This is a genomic window from Protofrankia sp. Cr2 (genome assembly GCF_963555885.1).
Taxonomy (GTDB): domain Bacteria; phylum Actinomycetota; class Actinomycetes; order Frankiales; family Frankiaceae; genus Protofrankia.
Window position 1 is genome coordinate 73,104 of the sequence record NZ_CAUVXG010000009.1, and the last position, 16,760, is coordinate 89,863.

At 69.6% G+C, this 16,760-nt stretch carries 14 protein-coding genes; all 14 read left to right on the forward strand.

From position 1 onward, the window contains the following. The coding region (gene fdhD / locus U9978_RS07050) for a formate dehydrogenase accessory sulfurtransferase FdhD (protein WP_322760240.1) at window positions 1–599 on the forward strand (599 nt) is incomplete at its 5' end. Between the two features lie 16 nt (window positions 600–615). Continuing rightward, window positions 616–2,925 (forward strand): FdhF/YdeP family oxidoreductase, encoded by a 2,310-nt coding sequence (locus tag U9978_RS07055; RefSeq protein ID WP_322760241.1) that lies wholly within the window; start codon window positions 616–618, stop codon window positions 2,923–2,925. A gap of 124 nt (window positions 2,926–3,049) precedes the next feature. After that, window positions 3,050–4,312 (forward strand): glycosyltransferase, encoded by a 1,263-nt coding sequence (locus U9978_RS07060; protein ID WP_322760242.1) that lies wholly within the window; start codon window positions 3,050–3,052, stop codon window positions 4,310–4,312. 91 nt (window positions 4,313–4,403) lie between these two features. Further along, window positions 4,404–5,138, forward strand: a complete 735-nt coding sequence (gene priA / locus U9978_RS07065) for a bifunctional 1-(5-phosphoribosyl)-5-((5-phosphoribosylamino)methylideneamino)imidazole-4-carboxamide isomerase/phosphoribosylanthranilate isomerase PriA (protein WP_322760243.1) — start codon at window positions 4,404–4,406, stop codon at window positions 5,136–5,138. A gap of 13 nt (window positions 5,139–5,151) precedes the next feature. Then, window positions 5,152–5,916 (forward strand): imidazole glycerol phosphate synthase subunit HisF, encoded by a 765-nt coding sequence (hisF, locus tag U9978_RS07070; protein WP_322760244.1) that lies wholly within the window; start codon window positions 5,152–5,154, stop codon window positions 5,914–5,916. 182 nt (window positions 5,917–6,098) lie between these two features. Next, on the forward strand, window positions 6,099–7,985 hold the full coding sequence (locus U9978_RS07075; RefSeq protein WP_322760245.1) for an ABC transporter ATP-binding protein: 1,887 nt from the start codon (window positions 6,099–6,101) through the stop codon (window positions 7,983–7,985). Between the two features lie 122 nt (window positions 7,986–8,107). Beyond that, on the forward strand, window positions 8,108–9,868 hold the full coding sequence (locus tag U9978_RS07080) for an ABC transporter ATP-binding protein (protein WP_322760280.1): 1,761 nt from the start codon (window positions 8,108–8,110) through the stop codon (window positions 9,866–9,868). A gap of 24 nt (window positions 9,869–9,892) precedes the next feature. Then, complete coding sequence (gene hisI / locus U9978_RS07085; RefSeq protein ID WP_322760246.1) at window positions 9,893–10,315, forward strand: phosphoribosyl-AMP cyclohydrolase; 423 nt, start codon at window positions 9,893–9,895, stop codon at window positions 10,313–10,315. Then, window positions 10,312–11,820 (forward strand): anthranilate synthase component I, encoded by a 1,509-nt coding sequence (locus tag U9978_RS07090; RefSeq protein ID WP_322760247.1) that lies wholly within the window; start codon window positions 10,312–10,314, stop codon window positions 11,818–11,820. Before hisI ends, U9978_RS07090 begins: the two co-directional genes overlap by 4 nt. Continuing rightward, window positions 11,817–12,455 (forward strand): Trp biosynthesis-associated membrane protein, encoded by a 639-nt coding sequence (locus U9978_RS07095; protein WP_322760248.1) that lies wholly within the window; start codon window positions 11,817–11,819, stop codon window positions 12,453–12,455. The genes U9978_RS07090 and U9978_RS07095 overlap by 4 nt, the downstream gene beginning before the upstream one ends. A gap of 275 nt (window positions 12,456–12,730) precedes the next feature. Then, complete coding sequence (gene trpC / locus U9978_RS07100; protein WP_322760249.1) at window positions 12,731–13,537, forward strand: indole-3-glycerol phosphate synthase TrpC; 807 nt, start codon at window positions 12,731–12,733, stop codon at window positions 13,535–13,537. Window positions 13,538–13,570: 33 nt separating this feature from the next. After that, window positions 13,571–14,818 carry a tryptophan synthase subunit beta gene (trpB, locus tag U9978_RS07105; RefSeq protein ID WP_322760250.1) on the forward strand — a complete coding sequence of 416 codons (1,248 nt, stop codon included), beginning with the start codon at window positions 13,571–13,573 and terminating at the stop codon, window positions 14,816–14,818. 20 nt (window positions 14,819–14,838) lie between these two features. After that, window positions 14,839–15,699, forward strand: a complete 861-nt coding sequence (gene trpA, locus U9978_RS07110; protein ID WP_322760251.1) for a tryptophan synthase subunit alpha — start codon at window positions 14,839–14,841, stop codon at window positions 15,697–15,699. Then, a complete protein-coding gene (gene lgt / locus U9978_RS07115; protein ID WP_322760252.1) occupies window positions 15,617–16,681 on the forward strand; it encodes a prolipoprotein diacylglyceryl transferase in 1,065 nt (354 codons plus the stop codon). The genes trpA and lgt overlap by 83 nt, the downstream gene beginning before the upstream one ends. Window positions 16,682–16,760 lie beyond the last annotated feature (79 nt).

Consider the following 16,760-nt stretch of genomic DNA (forward strand, 5'->3'; position numbering starts at 1 on the left):
ATGGCCAGACCTACAACGTCGTCGACATCACCCTCGCCCCGACCGTTCCAGCGCCGGACGCGAGCCTCGACCGCGCCTTTTACACCAGCAGTTCCTGCGGACTGTGCGGGAAGACCAGTATCGACGGGGTCCGGTTGCGCAGCCGGTACGAGGTGGACGCCGACCCGCTGGTGCTGCGTCCGGATGTGGTGCTCGCGCTGCCCGACCGGCTTCGCCTGGCGCAGAAGGTCTTTGCCACCACCGGTGGGTTGCATGCGGCCGCGATCACCGATGCCGACGGGAACCTGTTGGTGGCCCGGGAGGACGTCGGCCGCCACAACGCGGTCGACAAAGTCATCGGATGGGCGGCGCGTGAAGGGTGGCTGCCGTTGCGCGAACGGGTCCTGGTGGTCAGCGGCCGCGCGTCGTTCGAGCTGACCCAGAAGGCCCTGCTGGCTGGGATTCCCGCGCTGGTCGCGGTGTCCGCGCCGTCATCGCTCGCGGCGGACCTGGCTGAGGAGGCCGGGATGACGCTGGTCGGGTTCGTCCGCGGCGGCTCGATGAACGTCTACACCGGCGCGCACCGCATTGCCGAGGCGCTGGTGAACAGCGGTTCATGAGGAGAGGATTCCAACGATGCCACGTCATGCTCCACGGGAGGACAGCGGCGAGAGCGGGATCAAGGTCGGTTCCCCCGCGTCGTCCGCGGCCGGTATTCCCGGTGTGCTGCACGCGATGGCGCATGTCCGTGACCAGTTGGGCGTCCGCCGCGGAGTCCGCTCGCTGCTCGCGCTGAACCAGGTCGACGGTTTCGACTGTCCCGGGTGTGCCTGGCCCGAAGGCGACCCGGCCGAGCGCAGGAAGGCCGAGTTCTGCGAGAACGGCGCCAAAGCCGTCGCCGAGGAGGCGACCCTGCGTCGGATCACCCCCGCGTTCTTCGCCGAGTACTCCATCGGTGAACTTGCCTCCCGCAGCGGGTACTGGCTGGGTCAGCAGGGCCGCCTCACCGAGCCGATGTACAAGGCGGCCGAGGCGGAGCACTACGTACCGGTGGGTTGGGACGATGCGTTCGCGATTGTCGCCGAGGAACTGCGGGCGCTGGACAGCCCGGACGAGGCGGCCTTCTACACGTCCGGGCGGGCCAGCAATGAGGCCGCCTTCGTCTACCAGTTGTTCGTGCGCGCCTTCGGCACGAACAACCTGCCGGATTGTTCGAACATGTGCCACGAGTCGTCCGGGTCCGCGTTGACCGAAACGATCGGCGTGGGCAAGGGCAGCGTAAGCCTCGACGATCTCGCCAAAGCCGACCTGATCTTCGTTGTGGGGCAGAACCCGGGCACGAACCATCCGCGGATGCTCACCGCGTTAGAGGCGGCCAAGCGCGCGGGAACGAGCATCATCGCGATCAACCCGTTGCCCGAGGCGGGCCTGCTGCGCTTCCGTAACCCCCAGCATCCCCGTGGCGTCATCGGGTCGGGCACGGTGTTGGCCGACCAGTTCTTGAAGATCCGCATCGGCGGCGACCTGGCCTTGTTCCAGGCGATCAACGCACGCCTGCTGGCCGCCGAGGACGCGCGGCCGGGGCAGGTACTCGACCGGGCGTTCATCGACACCCATACCGACGGTTTTGCCGAGCTGGCCGCGCAGCTGCGGACGCTGTCCGCCGATGACGTGCGGGCTGCCACGGGCCTGGCCGACGCGGAGATCGACCAGGTCGTGCAGCGGGTACTGGCCGCAAAGAAGATCATCGTCTGTTGGGCGATGGGGCTCACCCAGCACCGTGACTCGGTGCCCACGATCCGGGAGGTCGTCAACTTCCTGCTGCTGCGTGGCAACATCGGTCGTCCCGGTGCCGGGGTGTGCCCGGTGCGCGGGCACAGCAACGTCCAGGGTGACCGGACCATGGGCATCTGGGAGAAGCCGCCGGCGCTCTTTCTCGACCGGCTGGCGGCCGAGTTCGGTTTCGATCCACCGCGTGCGCACGGGCTCGACGTGGTCGACACGGTGCGGGCGATGCGCGACGGCCGGGTGAAGGTGTTCACCGCACTCGGCGGGAACTTCGTCGCGGCCACCCCTGATTCCGAGGTCACCGAGACCGCGATCCGGCGGCTGCGGCTCAGCGTCCAGGTGTCGACGAAACTGAACCGTTCGCATACCGTCACCGGCCAGCGGGCGTTGATCCTGCCCACGCTCGGCCGTACCGAGATCGACGTGCAGGCCGGCGGGCCGCAGTTCGTCACGGTCGAGGACTCGATGAGCGCGGTGCACGCCTCCCGGGGGAATCTCGCGCCCGCCTCGGTCGCGCTGCGTTCGGAGGTGGCGATCGTCTGCGGGCTGGCCCAGGCCACGCTGGGTGATCGTGTCGCCGTCGACTGGGAGGGGCTCACCGCCGACTACGGCCGCGTCCGGGGGCATATCGGCCGGGTCGTTCCCGGCTGCGAGGAGTTTGAGGCGAAGGTCGCCCGGCCCGGTGGGTTCGTCCTCGCCCACCCGCCGCGGGACTCCCGTACCTTCCCGACCGAGACCGGGCGGGCCCGGTTCACCGTCAACACCCTGGACGTGCTGCGGGTTGCACCCGGGCATCTGCTGTTGCAGACGGTCCGTTCGCACGACCAGTTCAACACCACGATCTACGGGCTGGATGACCGTTACCGCGGTGTCCGTCAGGGCCGCCGGGTCGTGTTCGTCAACCCCGACGACCTCGCCGCCCTGACCATCGCCGACGGCGATCAAGTCGATCTGGTCAGCGTGTGGGGGGACGGAGTCCTCCGGCGCGCGGCGGACTTCCGGGTGGTGGCGTATCCGACCGCGGCCGGCTGTGCCGCCGCCTATTTCCCGGAGACCAACGTCCTTGTGCCGCTGGACAGCACAGCGGCGGTCAGTAATACTCCCACCTCCAAGTCGATCGTGATCCGGCTGGAACCCGTCGTATCCGGCCGGCGGTGACGATTCTCAAATCCGTGACATCACGTGGAAATTCCTGATTCATTCAGGTGAACGGAAGGCTGTTGTTGTCTCAGTCCGGTGCTGCTGACCGTTGAGCCGGGCGCGATCTGCGAGGCTGACGGACGTGATAACACTGGCGGCTTGTGCGCTTTGTTCCCTGTTGGTGTGGTTGGTGCTGCTCGGCGGCCACGGAATGTTCTGGTGCACCGACACCCGGCTTGATCCCGATGATTCCCGAGCACGGGGCGGAGCGGAGCCGCCGGGCGGCTGGCCCGCGGTCACCGTGATAGTCCCTGCTCGGGACGAGGCTGAGATGTTGCCCCACAGCCTGCCGTCGCTGCTCGGCCAGCATTACCCCGGTTCGCTGCGGGTCGTGCTGGTCGACGACGCCAGCGACGACGGAACCGGTGACGTTGCCCGTACTCTGGGCCGGCATCCCGATGCACAGGTGCCGTTGACGGTCATCACCAGCCAGCCGCGGCCGGCCGGCTGGGTCGGCAAGGTATGGGCGCTGGAACAGGGCATGCGCACCGTGCCACCGGATGTGGACTGGCTGCTGTTCACCGACGCGGACATCGCCCACGGCCCGGATTCGGTCACCCGGCTGGTGAGCCACGCAACCAGCCGCGGTCTCGACCTCACGTCGCTGATGGCCGTGCTGCGCACCGAGAACCGCTGGGAAAGGATCATCATCCCGGCCTTCGTCTACTTCTTCGCCCAGCTCTATCCGTTCCGCCGGGCCAACCGGCCCGACGCGAGGACGTCGGCCGCGGCCGGCGGTTGTGTGCTCCTGCGCCGGGCCGCGCTGGAACGTGCCGGTGGGCTGGCCGCCATCTCCGGCGCGGTCATCGACGACTGTTCCCTGGCCGGCGCGATCAAACGAACCGGTGGTCGGACCTGGTTGGGCCTTGCCGACCGCGGCCCGCGCGGCGTGCGCAGCGTGCGACCCTACCCGCAGCTGGCGGACCTATGGAAGATGGTCGCCCGCAGTGCCTACACCCAGCTGCGGCATTCCCCGGCGCTGCTCGTCGGTACTGTCGTCGGACTGATATCGGCCTACCTCATCCCTCCGCTGGCCGCGGTGGCCGGCCTTGCCGGTCTCGCCGCCGGTGTCGGTGGCGGCGCCGCGGCCGTCGCTGCTGGGGCCGGGATCAGTGCCTGGGTGGTGATGACCGTCACCTATCTCCCGATGGTCCGTTACTACCGCCAGCCGCTGTTCGTCGTCCTGACCCTCCCTGCGGTCGCGGTCCTCTATGTGCTCATGACGCTGGATTCGGCGCGGGCACACCGCCGTGGCCACGGCGCCGCGTGGAAGGGGCGCGCATACTCGGCGCCGGACCCCGGTGGCGTCAACTCCGGTGGCGTCAACTCCGGTGGCGTCGCCTGAACGTGAGAGTCCCGGCGTCCGCGCCCCCGCCGGTCACCGGGACGTGAGTGGCCGGGGCGCGGCTGGTGGGCCACCCCGTAGGGTGTGCGACATGGCGCTGATCCTCCTGCCTGCCGTGGATATCGCCGACGGCCGGGCCGTCCGGCTGGTTCAGGGCGAGGCCGGTTCCGAGACCTCCTACGGCGATCCGCGCGAGGCGGCCCTTGCCTGGCAGCGCGACGGCGCCGAGTGGATCCACCTCGTCGACCTTGATGCGGCGTTCGGTCGCGGCTCGAACCGTGATCTGATCGCTGAGGTGGTCCGGTCGGTCGACGTGGCGGTGGAGCTCTCCGGCGGTATCCGCGACGACGATTCGTTGGACGCGGCACTGGCGACCGGCGCGGCCCGGGTCAACATCGGCACGGCCGCGCTGGAGGACCCCGACTGGGTGCGTGCCGCGATCGGCCGGGTCGCCGACAGGATCGCCGTCGGTCTCGACGTCCGCGGCACGATCCTGTCCGCCCGTGGGTGGACGCGCGACGGTGGCGAGCTGTTCGACGTCCTGGCCCGCCTGGATGCCGACGGCTGTGCCCGGTATGTGGTGACCGACGTTCATCGTGACGGTACGCTTACCGGGCCCAACCTGGACCTGCTGACTGCCGTCACCGCGGCGACGTCACGGCCCGTGATCGCCAGTGGTGGGGTGTCGTCCCTGGCCGACCTGGTCGCGATCGCGGGTGTGGCCGGGGTCGAGGGCGCCATCGTCGGCAAGGCCCTCTACGCCGGGGCGTTCACCCTGCCCGAGGCGTTGGCGGTCGCCGCGGGCCGACCCGCGCCCACCCGATGAGCGGGTCCATCCGATGACCGTCGCCGTCCGGGTGATCCCCTGCCTGGATGTCGACGCGGGCCGGGTCGTCAAGGGTGTGAACTTCACCGACCTGCGGGATGCGGGCGACCCGGTGGAGATGGCGAAGCTGTACGACGCCGAGGGCGCCGACGAGCTGACCTTCCTCGACATCACCGCGTCCAGCGGGAACCGGGAGACCACCTACGATGTGGTCCGGCGCACCGCCGAGCAGGTGTTCATCCCCCTGACCGTCGGCGGCGGGATACGGACACCCGACGACGTCGACCGGCTCCTGCGAGCGGGAGCGGACAAGGTCGGTGTCAACACCGCCGCGGTCGCTCACCCCGAGCTGATCCGCGAGTGCGCGCTGCGGTTCGGCAGCCAGTGCATCGTGCTGTCGGTGGACGCCCGACGCGGCCACGAACCGGGCGGCCCGCGGTTCGAGGTGACGACCCACGGCGGGCGCCGGGGTACCGGCATCGACGCGGTTGCCTGGGCGGTGCGGGCGGCGGAGCTCGGTGCCGGGGAGATCCTGCTCAACTCGATGGACGCGGACGGGACCCGGGACGGTTACGACCTGGAGATGATCGGGGCCGTCCGCGCGGTCGTCGACGTGCCCGTGATCGCCAGTGGCGGGGCCGGGTCGCTCGCCCACTTCCCCCCGGCTGTCGCCGCGGGCGCGGACGCGGTGCTCGCCGCGAGCGTCTTCCACTTCGGTCACCTGCGCATCGGTGATGTCAAGAACGCGTTGCGAGCCGCCTCGGTATCTGTTCGCTGAGTACCTGTTCGCTCAGTGCACGTCAGTTGTTGGATGTCCATTGGACATCCAGCCGGCCAAAGGGCGTGCGACGATCGTCAGATCGCGCGCCCGGAGGCCGAAGTCCTCGGACATCACTTTCGGTTCGAATCCGTTTGGGCGGTGCCGACGTCGGCGGCGTGGTGAGCGACGAGAGGAGAACCATGCCCGATGACCCGGTGGGATCGACGGAGTCGGTTTCCGCAGGTTCACCCGATGTCATCCGAAGAGGTCTGGCAATCATCGGGATGGGCATTCGCGAGGAACCCCGGTCGTTTGCCGTGGCAGTCGCCGGCAGTTCGCTGTTCGGCCTCATGACCGTGGCAAGTTCGGTCGTGCTCGGCGAGGTCACGGACAAGGTCCTGCTGCCGTCCTTCGCAACCGGACGGGTGGCGGTGGGCAGCTTAACGCTGGCAGCGACATTACTGGTCGCCGTCGGCGTTGCCAGGGCGGTGGGCATGTTCGTGCGCCGGCTCGGTGGTGGGGTGATGACGTTCCGGCTACAGGCACTCTACCGTCGCCGGGTGACGCGGCAGTACCTGCTGCTGCCGCTGTCGTGGCACCAGCGCCACTCGACCGGCCTGCTGCTGTCCAACGCCAATGCCGACGTCGAGGCGACATGGGCTCCGATCCTCCCGCTGCCGTTCGCGGTGGGTGTACTCGTCATGATCGTCGTTGCCTTGATGGTGCTGATCGCGACCGATCCGCTGCTGGCCGTTGTCGGATGCGTCATCTTCCCCTTCTTCGGCATCGTCAACGTCATCTACGGGCAGAAGGTCTCGCCGCTGCTGTCGCGCGCCCAGCAACTGCGGGCGGAGGTGAGCGGGGTGGCGCACGAGTCGTTCGACGGCGCCCTGGTGATCAAGACGATGGGGCGGGAACGGGACGAGACCGCCCGGTTCGCTCGCAAGGCGGACGAGCTGAAGGATGCGATGATCAGCGCCGGGCGGGTGCGCGGGCTGTTCGATCCGGTGATGGACGCCTTACCGAACATCGGCGTCCTCGCGGTTCTGCTGGTCGGTACGGTCAGGATCTCGGCGGGTGCACTCGATGTCGGAGATCTGATACGTGTCGCCTACCTGTTCACGCTCCTGGCCTTTCCGCTGCGGGCGATCGGCTGGGTGTTCGGTGAACTGCCCCGATCGGTCGTCGGTTACGGCCGGGTGCGCGCGGTCCTGGGCGCCCGCGGCGAGCAGCACTTCGGATCCCGGACACTGCGTGAGCAGGGCCCGGCGAGACTGACCGTGGACGCCGTCACCTACACCTATCCGCGATCGGCGGATGCGGACGGGCCGGCGACCCAGGTTCTGGACGGGGTGAGCTTTGATGTCCCGCCCGGCCGGGTGGTGGCGCTCGCAGGACGGACCGGGTCCGGGAAGTCGACCGTGGCAGGCCTGCTGGTCAGACTGTACGACCCTGACGTCGGAGCGGTCCGGATCGACGGAGTTGATCTTACTGAGGCCGCCGACGGCGAGGTCGCCTCGGCCGCGTCCCTGGTTTCCCAGCAGGCGTTCCTGTTCGACGACACGGTCCGCGGCAACGTCGCGCTCGGCCTGGCAGTGGACGACGCGGCGGTGTGGGAGGCGCTCGCGTGTGCGCAGGCTGACCGCTTCGTCGCGGCACTGCCCGCCGGTCTCGACACGCAGGTCGGCGAACGCGGAACCACGCTGTCCGGCGGGCAGCGGCAGCGGATCGCCCTGGCTCGGGCGTTGGTCCGCCAGCCGCGTCTACTCGTTCTCGACGACGCGACATCCGGGGTCGACCCGCGGATCGAGGCGGCCATCCTCGCTGGTCTGCGGGAGCGGGCGGGCGCGTCCACGGTGGTCGTCGTCGCACACCGGCGGGCGACGATCGAGCTGGCAGACGAGGTCGTGTACCTGGATCGGGGACGGGTGGCCGGGCGAGGCAGCCACGATGGACTGATGGCCACCTCGCCCGGGTATGCGGCGCTGTTGACCGCATACCACCCGATGAGCGGCGCGAGCGCCGTCGATGACGTCGTCGGGGATGTCATCGACGGCGCCGTCGAGGACGCCGGAGCGGCACGGTGAGCGTGACGGTGCCGGTTCCTCGCCAGGAGGACGGCCCCGTCAGCCACAGGTCCCGCGACCGGGGACGGCTGGTGGGTGGTCCCGACAGCGGTGATCGGCTCCGCTCCGGGGAGCCGCTGGGGGTGACCCTCAACAAGATCCGGCGACTTGTACCGGAGCTCACCGTCGGGCTGCCCGTAACCCTTGCTCTCGCGGTCGTCGCCACCGCGGGACGGGTGGTGGTCCCGATCGCGGTCCAGCAGACCATCGACCACGGCCTGCTTCACGGGACACCCAACCTGTCGGTGGTCCGTTGGGCGGCGGCCGGCGCAACCGTGGCGATCGGGGTGACGGCCTTCGCGGCCTACCTGATGAGCGTCCGGCTCTACCGGACGTCCGAGTCGGCCTTGGCGACGCTGCGGATACGCGCGTTCGGGCACATCCACGATCTGTCCGCCCTGACTCAGTCGGAGCAGCGGCGGGGGGCGCTCACCTCGCGGGTTACCAGCGACGTCGACCAGATGTCGCAGTTCCTGCAGTTCGGTGGCATGATCCTGCTGCTGTCCTCCGGGCAGATGATCATAGCGACCGTCCTCATGGCGGTCTACTCCTGGCCGCTGACCATCGTCGTCTACGTGTGTTTCGTACCGATGGCCCTTGTGATCAAACGGTTCCAGTCGATTCTCGCGCAGCGGTATCTGGCCGTTCGGGAACGGGTTGCGGAGATGCTGGGCGGGATCTCGGAATCCGTGGTCGGCGCGGCGGTGGTGCGCGCCTACGGTGCTCAGGCGCGCACGGCGACGCGGGTCGACACCGCCGTGGACCGCTACCGGTCGGCGCAGACCGCGGCGCAGCGGATGGTCGCCACGGTTTTCTCGGCGGGCGAGCTGGTGGCGGCCTGCGCGACCTGCGCCGTGGTGGTCGGCGGGGTGCTGCTCGGGGTGGACGGCGATCTCAGTGCCGGCCGGTTGGTGGCATTTCTGTTTCTGGTCACACTGTTCGTGGTACCGCTGCAGACCCTGACCGAGGTGCTGAACGAGGGAGCCAACGCCTTCGCCGGTATGCGTCGCGTGCTCGACGTTCTGGACACGCCGCAGGACGTGCGTGACCCGGGCCCCGACGGCGGACGAGATCTTCCGCCCGGCCCGCTCGGAGTGCGTTTCGACGGTGTCGCGTTCGCCTATCCGGGGGGACCGCGCGTTCTGGCGGCCGTCGACCTGGACATCGCACCTCGGACGAGGGTCGCCGTGGTCGGCGAGACCGGATCGGGCAAGACCACCCTGGCCAAGCTGCTCACCCGGCTGATGGATCCGACCGTCGGTCAGGTGCTGCTCGGCGGCGTGCCCGTGGAGCAGGTCCGGTTCGCGTCGTTACGCAGGCGGGTCGTGATGGTCCCGCAGGACGGCTTTCTGTTCGATCTGACCATTGCGGACAACGTCCGCTATGGCCGTCCGGAGGCATCCGACGCCGATGTCATGGCGGCGTTCACCTCGCTGGGGCTCGCGGACTGGGTTGCGGGGCTCGCCGACGGTGTGCACACTCGGGTCGGCGAACGCGGGAGCGCGCTGTCCGCGGGAGAACGTCAACTTGTCGCCGTCGCCCGCGCTCAGGTCGCCGGACCGGACCTCCTCGTCCTTGACGAGGCGACATCGTCGGTCGACCCGGCGACAGAGGTGCGGCTCGCCCGCGCGCTGATCGCGCTGACCCGGGGGAGGACATCGGTCACGATCGCCCACCGACTGTCCACGGCGGAGGCTGCGGACCTGGTGGTGGTCGTCGACGCCGGCCGGATCGTCGCGCAGGGGACCCACGCCGAACTCGTCGGTGTCCCCGGGGTGTATCGGCGGCTGCACGCCTCGTGGACGGCGGGCATAGCCCATGACCTCGACGGCGACCTCATCTGACCGGGGGCACGGCACAATGGGCAGGTGTCCGCCTCCGCGTCCCGACTGGACCCCGCCATAGCCGGTCTGCTCAAGCGTGACGCGGCCGGTCTCTTCCCGGCCGTCGCACAGCAGTACGACACCGGAGAGGTGCTGATGGTCGGCTGGATGGACGACGAGGCCCTGCACCGCACGCTCACCACCGGGCGTGCTACGTACTGGAGCCGTAGTCGCCGGGAGTACTGGGTCAAAGGGGACACCAGCGGCCACCGCCAGCTGGTCCGGTCGGTCGCCCTCGACTGCGACGGGGACACCGTGCTGGTCCAGGTGGACCAGCTGGGTCCGGCCTGCCACACCGGCAGCCGAACGTGCTTCGACAACCGCAGCCTGCCGGCCGCTGCCACGCAATCTGCCACGCAATCTGCCACGAAACCTGCCACGAAACCTGCGAGGAGAGCCGAGTCGTGACGACAGGCGAGGTCAGTCCGGGCCGGGCCGACTTCCACGCGCTCGCAGCCGAGTACCCGGTGGTCGCGGTGACACGCCGCCTGCTCGCCGATGGTGAGACCCCGGTCGGGATCTACCGCAAACTCGCCGGGGGGCCGGGAACGTTCCTGCTGGAGTCCGCCGAGCACGGCGGGGTGTGGTCGCGGTATTCGTTCATCGGTGTCCGGGCCGCGGCGACCCTTACCGAGCGGGACGGATCAGCGGTCTGGACCGACGGCCAGGCGCCGCCGGGTGTTCCCACTGATGGGGACCCGTTCGACGTCCTTCGCGCGGTGCAGGTGGCGTTGCGTACTCCCAAGCCGCCGGATGCGCCACCGCTCACCGGCGGGCTGGTGGGTTACCTGTCGTACGACATCGTCCGGCGGGTCGAACGGCTTCCGTCCGGTTGCGTGGACGACCTGGGCATGCCCGAGCTGCGCATGATACTGACCGCCGACCTCGCGGTACTCGATCACAGAGACGGTTCCTGTCTGCTGATCGCAAACGTGTTCACCGGCGGCGAAGGCGACCCGGACGCAGCCTATGACGACGCCGTGCACCGCCTTGAGGCGATGACCGCCGATCTCGGCAAGTGGAGCGAGCCGACGGTCGCGACCACCACGGCGCCAGCCGATCTCTCGCTCGCCGGCTTTGCCTCGCGTACCGCTCCGGAGCGCTTCGAGGCTGCCGTCGAAGCCGCCATCGAGGAGATCCGGGCCGGCGAGTGCTTCCAGATCGTGGTCTCCCAGCGCTTCGAGCGGCCGACCGCAGCTGCGGCCCTGGACGTCTACCGGGTCCTGCGGGCCTCGAACCCCAGTCCCTATATGTACCTGCTCCGCTTCGATGATCATGATGTCGTCGGATCGTCGCCGGAGGCGCATGTGAAGGTGACGGGCCGGCACGCGTTGCTGCATCCGATCGCCGGCAGCCGTCCCCGTGGCGCCACACCCGAACAGGACGCCGAGCTCGCCGCACAGTTGCTGGCCGATCCCAAGGAGCGGGCCGAGCACGTGATGCTCGTCGACCTGGTGCGCAACGACCTGGGACGAGTCTGTACGCCGGGTTCGGTACGGGTGGTCGAGTTCGCCGCGGTCGAGCGATTCTCGCACATCATGCATATCGTCTCCACGGTGGTCGGTGAGGTCGCGCAGGACCGGTCGGCTGTGGACGTGCTCACGGCGACCTTCCCCGCGGGCACCCTCACCGGTGCGCCCAAGGTGCGTGCAATGGAGATCATCGATGAGCTTGAGTCGACCCGCCGGGGCCTGTACGCGGGCGTGGTCGGCTATCTGGACTTCGGCGGCGATCTGGACACCGCGATCGCCATCCGGACCGCTGTGCTCCGGGACGGGCGGGCCTACGTACAGGCCGGCGCCGGAATCGTCGCCGATTCCGTGCCCGTGACCGAGAACAACGAAAGTCGAACCAAAGCGGCGGCGGTGCTGCGGGCAATCGAGATCGCCGAGTCGCTGCGTCCCCCGACATGACCGATCAGCAGGAGTCCGTCGCCACGGACACGGACACGGGCACGGGCACGGGTACCGGCCGCCGTGGACACGGGGAGATGGCTGCGGCGGTGCTCTGCTGCCTGTTGGGCGCCGCGCTTGTCCTTGTCAGCGTCGGCGCGACCTGGGTGAATCTGCGTGTCGCGGACGGGGCCATAGCCGGGGAACCGGTCACCGCCGCGCCGCTCGCGGTACACCTGTCCGGTTCGGATCTTGCCCCGGCCGTGGCCGGTCTGGGTCTGGTCGGGCTTGCCGGAGTCGTCGCGATCGCCGCGACCCGGCGACGGGGGCGTGTACTCGTCGGTCTGCCGGTTCTGCTGGCCGGGGTGGTGGTCGCCGTCGTCGCAGGCCGGATCGCCGCCGACCCGCTGCCGGCTGTGCGCGTCGCCTCGCAGGTGCGCCAGATCGCCCCGAGCCTCACCGCTGATCTGCGGGACCTTCGGCGTACGGCCGCGCCGTGGCTTGCCACCTGCGGAGGCGTACTCCTTGCGTTCGGCGGCGCACTGGTGGCATTTCGGGGGCACACATGGTCGGCGCTGTCCCCCCGATATCAGGCTCCGGCCGCCCGGCCGGTCGACGCCTGGCAGGCCATTGACCGGGGCGACGACCCGACGTGACCGGCGGCTGTTGGTCGGCGTACCGGTCCTGACCCTCGGCAGCAACAGAGATCGTTGGACAACGACAGGACAATCACGATCCGTGCATATGCAGCGAGCATGCCCGACGTGGGTGGCCTTTCCAGTCGCCCATGTCGGTGCGTCTCCGGCTTGGGTCAACCGACGGGCAACCGCCGAACGTGATGGTCGGCTGTCGTCGACGGGGGTCTGGTGCCCCTGGCCGATGCCTGGCCTAACATCGGCGCCATGGCTGTGACAGTCCTGGGTACCGGCCGATGAGTGTCCTTGACGACATCCTGTGCGGGGTACGGGCGGATCTTGCAGAGCGGGAGGCTGCGGTCTCCCTGGCGACGCTCAAACGGCGGGTGGAGCGTGTCCCCGATCCCAGGGATGCACTCGCTGTGCTGCGCACCCGGGCCGTTTCGGTGATCGCCGAGGTGAAGCGTCGCTCGCCGTCAAAGGGCGATCTCGCCCCGATTGCCGATCCGGCGGCGCTCGCGGCGCAGTTCGAGGCTGCGGGCGCGGCGGCGGTGAGCGTCCTGACCGAGCGGCACCGGTTCGGCGGGTCGCTCGCCGACCTGGACGCCGTGCGGGTGGCGGTGGACGTGCCCGTGTTGCGCAAGGACTTCATCGTGTCGCCATACCAGGTCTTCGAGGCTCGGGCGCACGGCGCCGACATCGTTCTGCTGATCGTGGCGGCGCTGGATCAGCCGCGCCTGGTCGGGCTGCTCGATCGGGTCGAGTCGCTGGGTATGACCGCGCTGGTCGAGGTGCACGACTGCGACGAGGTCGTCCGCGCGGTCGATGCGGGTGCGCGTCTGATCGGTGTGAACGCACGCAGCCTGCGGACGCTCGAGGTCGATCGCGACACCTTCTCCCGGTTGGTGCCGCTGTTGCCGCCAGGGGTGATCAAGGTTGCCGAATCGGGTGTGCGCGGCCCGCACGACCTGCTCGCCTACGCGGCGGCAGGAGCGGACGCGGTGCTTGTGGGGGAGGCTGCGGTGACGGGGAGTGATCCACGCCAGGCGGTCGCGGATCTGGTCACCGCGGGTGCCCACCCTGCGACCAGGGTGGGGCGCTGACTGAAAGCGGTCCTTGACCGATACAGTCAGACGATGACCTCCGCCGGAACCGCCGGGTTCGCCGCTGAGGGTGTCGTCTCGGGCGGCCCGGTGCCTGACAGCGCCGGTCACTTCGGTCGTTTCGGCGGTCGCTTCGTGCCGGAGGCGTTGTTCGCCGCTCTGGATGAACTGACAGCGGCGTACGCGGCCGCCCGCGCCGATCCGGCGTTCACCGCGGAACTGGACCGGCTGCTCGCGACATATGCCGGCCGGCCCACCCCCCTCACCGACGCGACCCGCCTGGCTGAGTACGTCGGCGGTGCCCGCATCCTGCTCAAGCGTGAGGATCTGGCGCACACCGGTTCGCACAAGATCAACAATGTGCTCGGCCAGTGTCTGCTCGCTCGTCGGATGGGCAAGAGTCGGGTGATCGCCGAAACCGGTGCCGGCCAGCACGGCGTCGCCACGGCCACGGCCTGTGCGCTGCTCGGCTTGGACTGCGTGGTCTACATGGGTGAGCAGGACACGCGCCGCCAAGCGCTCAACGTCGCGCGGATGCGACTGCTGGGCGCCGAGGTCGTTGCGGTCGCCTCGGGCAGCCAGACCCTCAAGGACGCCATCAACGAGGCCATGCGGGACTGGGTGGCCTCGGTGGACACGACGCACTACTGCATCGGTTCGGTCATGGGGCCGCATCCGTTTCCGGCGTTGGTCCGTGACTTCCAGCGGGTCATCGGCGTGGAGGCCCGCGGCCAGGTCCTCGACGGTATCGGGAGGCTGCCCGATGCCGTGGTGGCCTGCGTCGGTGGCGGATCCAACGCGATGGGCATATTCCACCCGTTCATCGCCGACCCGTCCGTTGCGCTGGTCGGTGTCGAGGCCGGCGGTGACGGGGTGGCGACCGGACGTCATGCGGCCGCGATCGCGGGCGGGGTACCCGGCGTCCTGCACGGGATGCGGACCTACCTCCTCCAGGATGCCGACGGGCAGACCCAGGTGTCGCACTCGATCTCGGCCGGGCTTGACTATCCGGGCATCGGTCCGGAACACGCCTGGCTGCACGAGACCGGCCGGGCGACCTACCGGGTGGTCGACGACCGTGACGCCATGGACGCACTGGCCACCGTCGCACGGCTGGAGGGCATCCTGGTCGCGATCGAGAGTGCACACGCGTTCGCCGGCGCGTTCGCCCTCGCCCGGGAGCTGGGTCCCGACGCGGTCGTGATGGTGAACTGCTCCGGTCGGGGCGACAAGGACGTCGACACCGCGGCTCGGTGGTTCGACCTTCTCGATCATTCATGAGCTGACGGAACGGACGCGCTGTGCAGAGTCTGTCAGGTGAGCGGAGCCGTCTCGGCGGTGAGCGGAGCCGGTTGAGCGACACGTTCGCGACGGCACGCGAGGCGGGGCGAGCGGCACTGATCGGCTACCTGCCGGCGGGTTTCCCCTCGGTTGCCGGTGGTGTCAGCGCCATGCGGGCCATGGTCGAGGCGGGGGTGGACATCGTCGAGGTCGGCCTGCCCTACTCCGACCCGACCATGGACGGCCCGGTGATTCAGGCCGCGGCCGATGCCGCGCTGAGCCGTGGTGTCACGACACGTGAGGTTTTGGCGACCGTGGAGGCGGTGGCCGCCACCGGTGCCCCCGTCCTGGTCATGAGCTACTGGAATCCGGTCGAGCGGTACGGGGTCACCGCGTTCGCCCGGGATCTCGCGGCTGCCGGCGGGGCTGGGACGATCACTCCGGACCTTCCCCCCGAGGAGGCCGATCCCTGGCTTGCCGCCGCCGCGGCGGTCGGCCTCGACCCGGTGTTCCTGGTCGCCCCGAGCTCCTCGGATGCGCGCATCGCGCGGATCGCCCAGGTCAGCCGGGGCTTCATCTACGCTGCCTCGCTCATGGGGGTGACCGGTGCCCGGTCGGCGGTGGGTGCGCAGGCGGCCGGGCTGGTGAGCCGGGTCCGAGCCGTCAGCGACACTGCGGTCTGCGTGGGGGTGGGCGTGAGCACGCCCACCCAGGCGGCGGAGGTCGCCGGCTTCGCCGACGGGGTGATCGTGGGTTCGGCTCTGGTGAACGTGTTGGTGGACGCCGACCGTGCGGGCGATGATCCCGATACCGCTGCGGCGGCGGTGGGACGGCTCGTGGCAGCTCTGGCCACCGGTGTCGGCCGGGATGCGGCCGGGTAGCCGGCCCGACCGTGGTACGGGAATGTCGGGTATAACGTTGGCGACCGTGGTCCTAGCTGCGATTCCCAGCCCGTCGACGGGCGTCCTGCATGTGGGTCCCATTCCGCTGCGGGCCTATGCCTTTATGATCATCCTTGGTGTCCTGGTCGCGATCGTCGTCACCGACCGGCGCCTGCGGGCCCGTGGCCAGCCGCCGGGCCTCGCAGCGGACGCCGCGGCCTGGGCGGTCCCGCTCGGCATCGTCGGTGCGCGGATCTACCATGTCATCACCAGCCCGGACGCGTACTTCGGCGCCGGCGGCCATCCCCTCGACGCGCTCAAGGTCTGGCACGGCGGGTTGGGGATCTGGGGCGGTGTCGCCGGTGGCGCGCTCGGCGTGTGGCTGGCCTGCCGCCATCGCGGGACACCGTTCGGCCTGTTCGCGGACGCCGCGGCCCCCGGGCTCGTGCTCGCTCAAGCCGTCGGGCGTTGGGGTAACTGGTTCAACCAGGAGCTCTACGGACGGGCGACCGAGCTACCCTGGGCAGTGCGGATCGACCCGGGCCATCAGCTTGTTCCCGGTGTCTCGCTTTACCATCCGACGTTCCTGTACGAGTCGTTGTGGGATGTCGGCGTCGCCGGTGTGCTGCTGTGGGTGGACAGTCACCGCAGGCTCGGGCGGGGGAAACTTTTCGTCCTCTACGTGGCGCTGTACACTGCCGGGCGAGGGTGGATCGAGGCGCTGCGCATCGACGACGCCCACACGTTTCTCGGGATGCGGCTCAACGACTGGGTGTCGATCGTCGTGTTCGTCGTCGCGGTGGCCGCCATGGTGGCGGTACGCAGATCGGTCGATCCGCCGGCCACCGTGCGCCCGGGGCCGCCGGACGCGGATACCGGTTCGCCGGGCGCGAACGCAGACGCGGGCGCCGGTTCGCCGGACGCGGATACCGACTCGGGTCCGCAGCCGGTATCCCAGGAGGTACCCCAGCGCGGCCGGTGACGGTGGTTTCATGCCCGGTTGGCCACATCGGGGTCCGGGCTGTGATTGATCACGGCGGATCCTGAGCGTACGTGGCACA

Excerpts from the sequence above, each read along its gene's own strand:
- hisF (WP_322760244.1), top strand. The coding sequence starts at position 5,152 with ATGACCGTCGCCGTCCGGGTGATCCCCTGCCTGGATGTCGACGCGGGC.
- U9978_RS07075 (WP_322760245.1), top strand. The coding sequence starts at position 6,099 with ATGCCCGATGACCCGGTGGGATCGACGGAGTCGGTTTCCGCAGGTTCA.
- U9978_RS07095 (WP_322760248.1), top strand. The coding sequence starts at position 11,817 with ATGACCGATCAGCAGGAGTCCGTCGCCACGGACACGGACACGGGCACG.
- U9978_RS07055 (WP_322760241.1), top strand. The coding sequence starts at position 616 with ATGCCACGTCATGCTCCACGGGAGGACAGCGGCGAGAGCGGGATCAAG.
- priA (WP_322760243.1), top strand. The coding sequence starts at position 4,404 with ATGGCGCTGATCCTCCTGCCTGCCGTGGATATCGCCGACGGCCGGGCC.
- trpC (WP_322760249.1), top strand. The coding sequence starts at position 12,731 with ATGAGTGTCCTTGACGACATCCTGTGCGGGGTACGGGCGGATCTTGCA.
- trpB (WP_322760250.1), top strand. The coding sequence starts at position 13,571 with ATGACCTCCGCCGGAACCGCCGGGTTCGCCGCTGAGGGTGTCGTCTCG.
- lgt (WP_322760252.1), top strand. The coding sequence starts at position 15,617 with ATGATCCCGATACCGCTGCGGCGGCGGTGGGACGGCTCGTGGCAGCTC.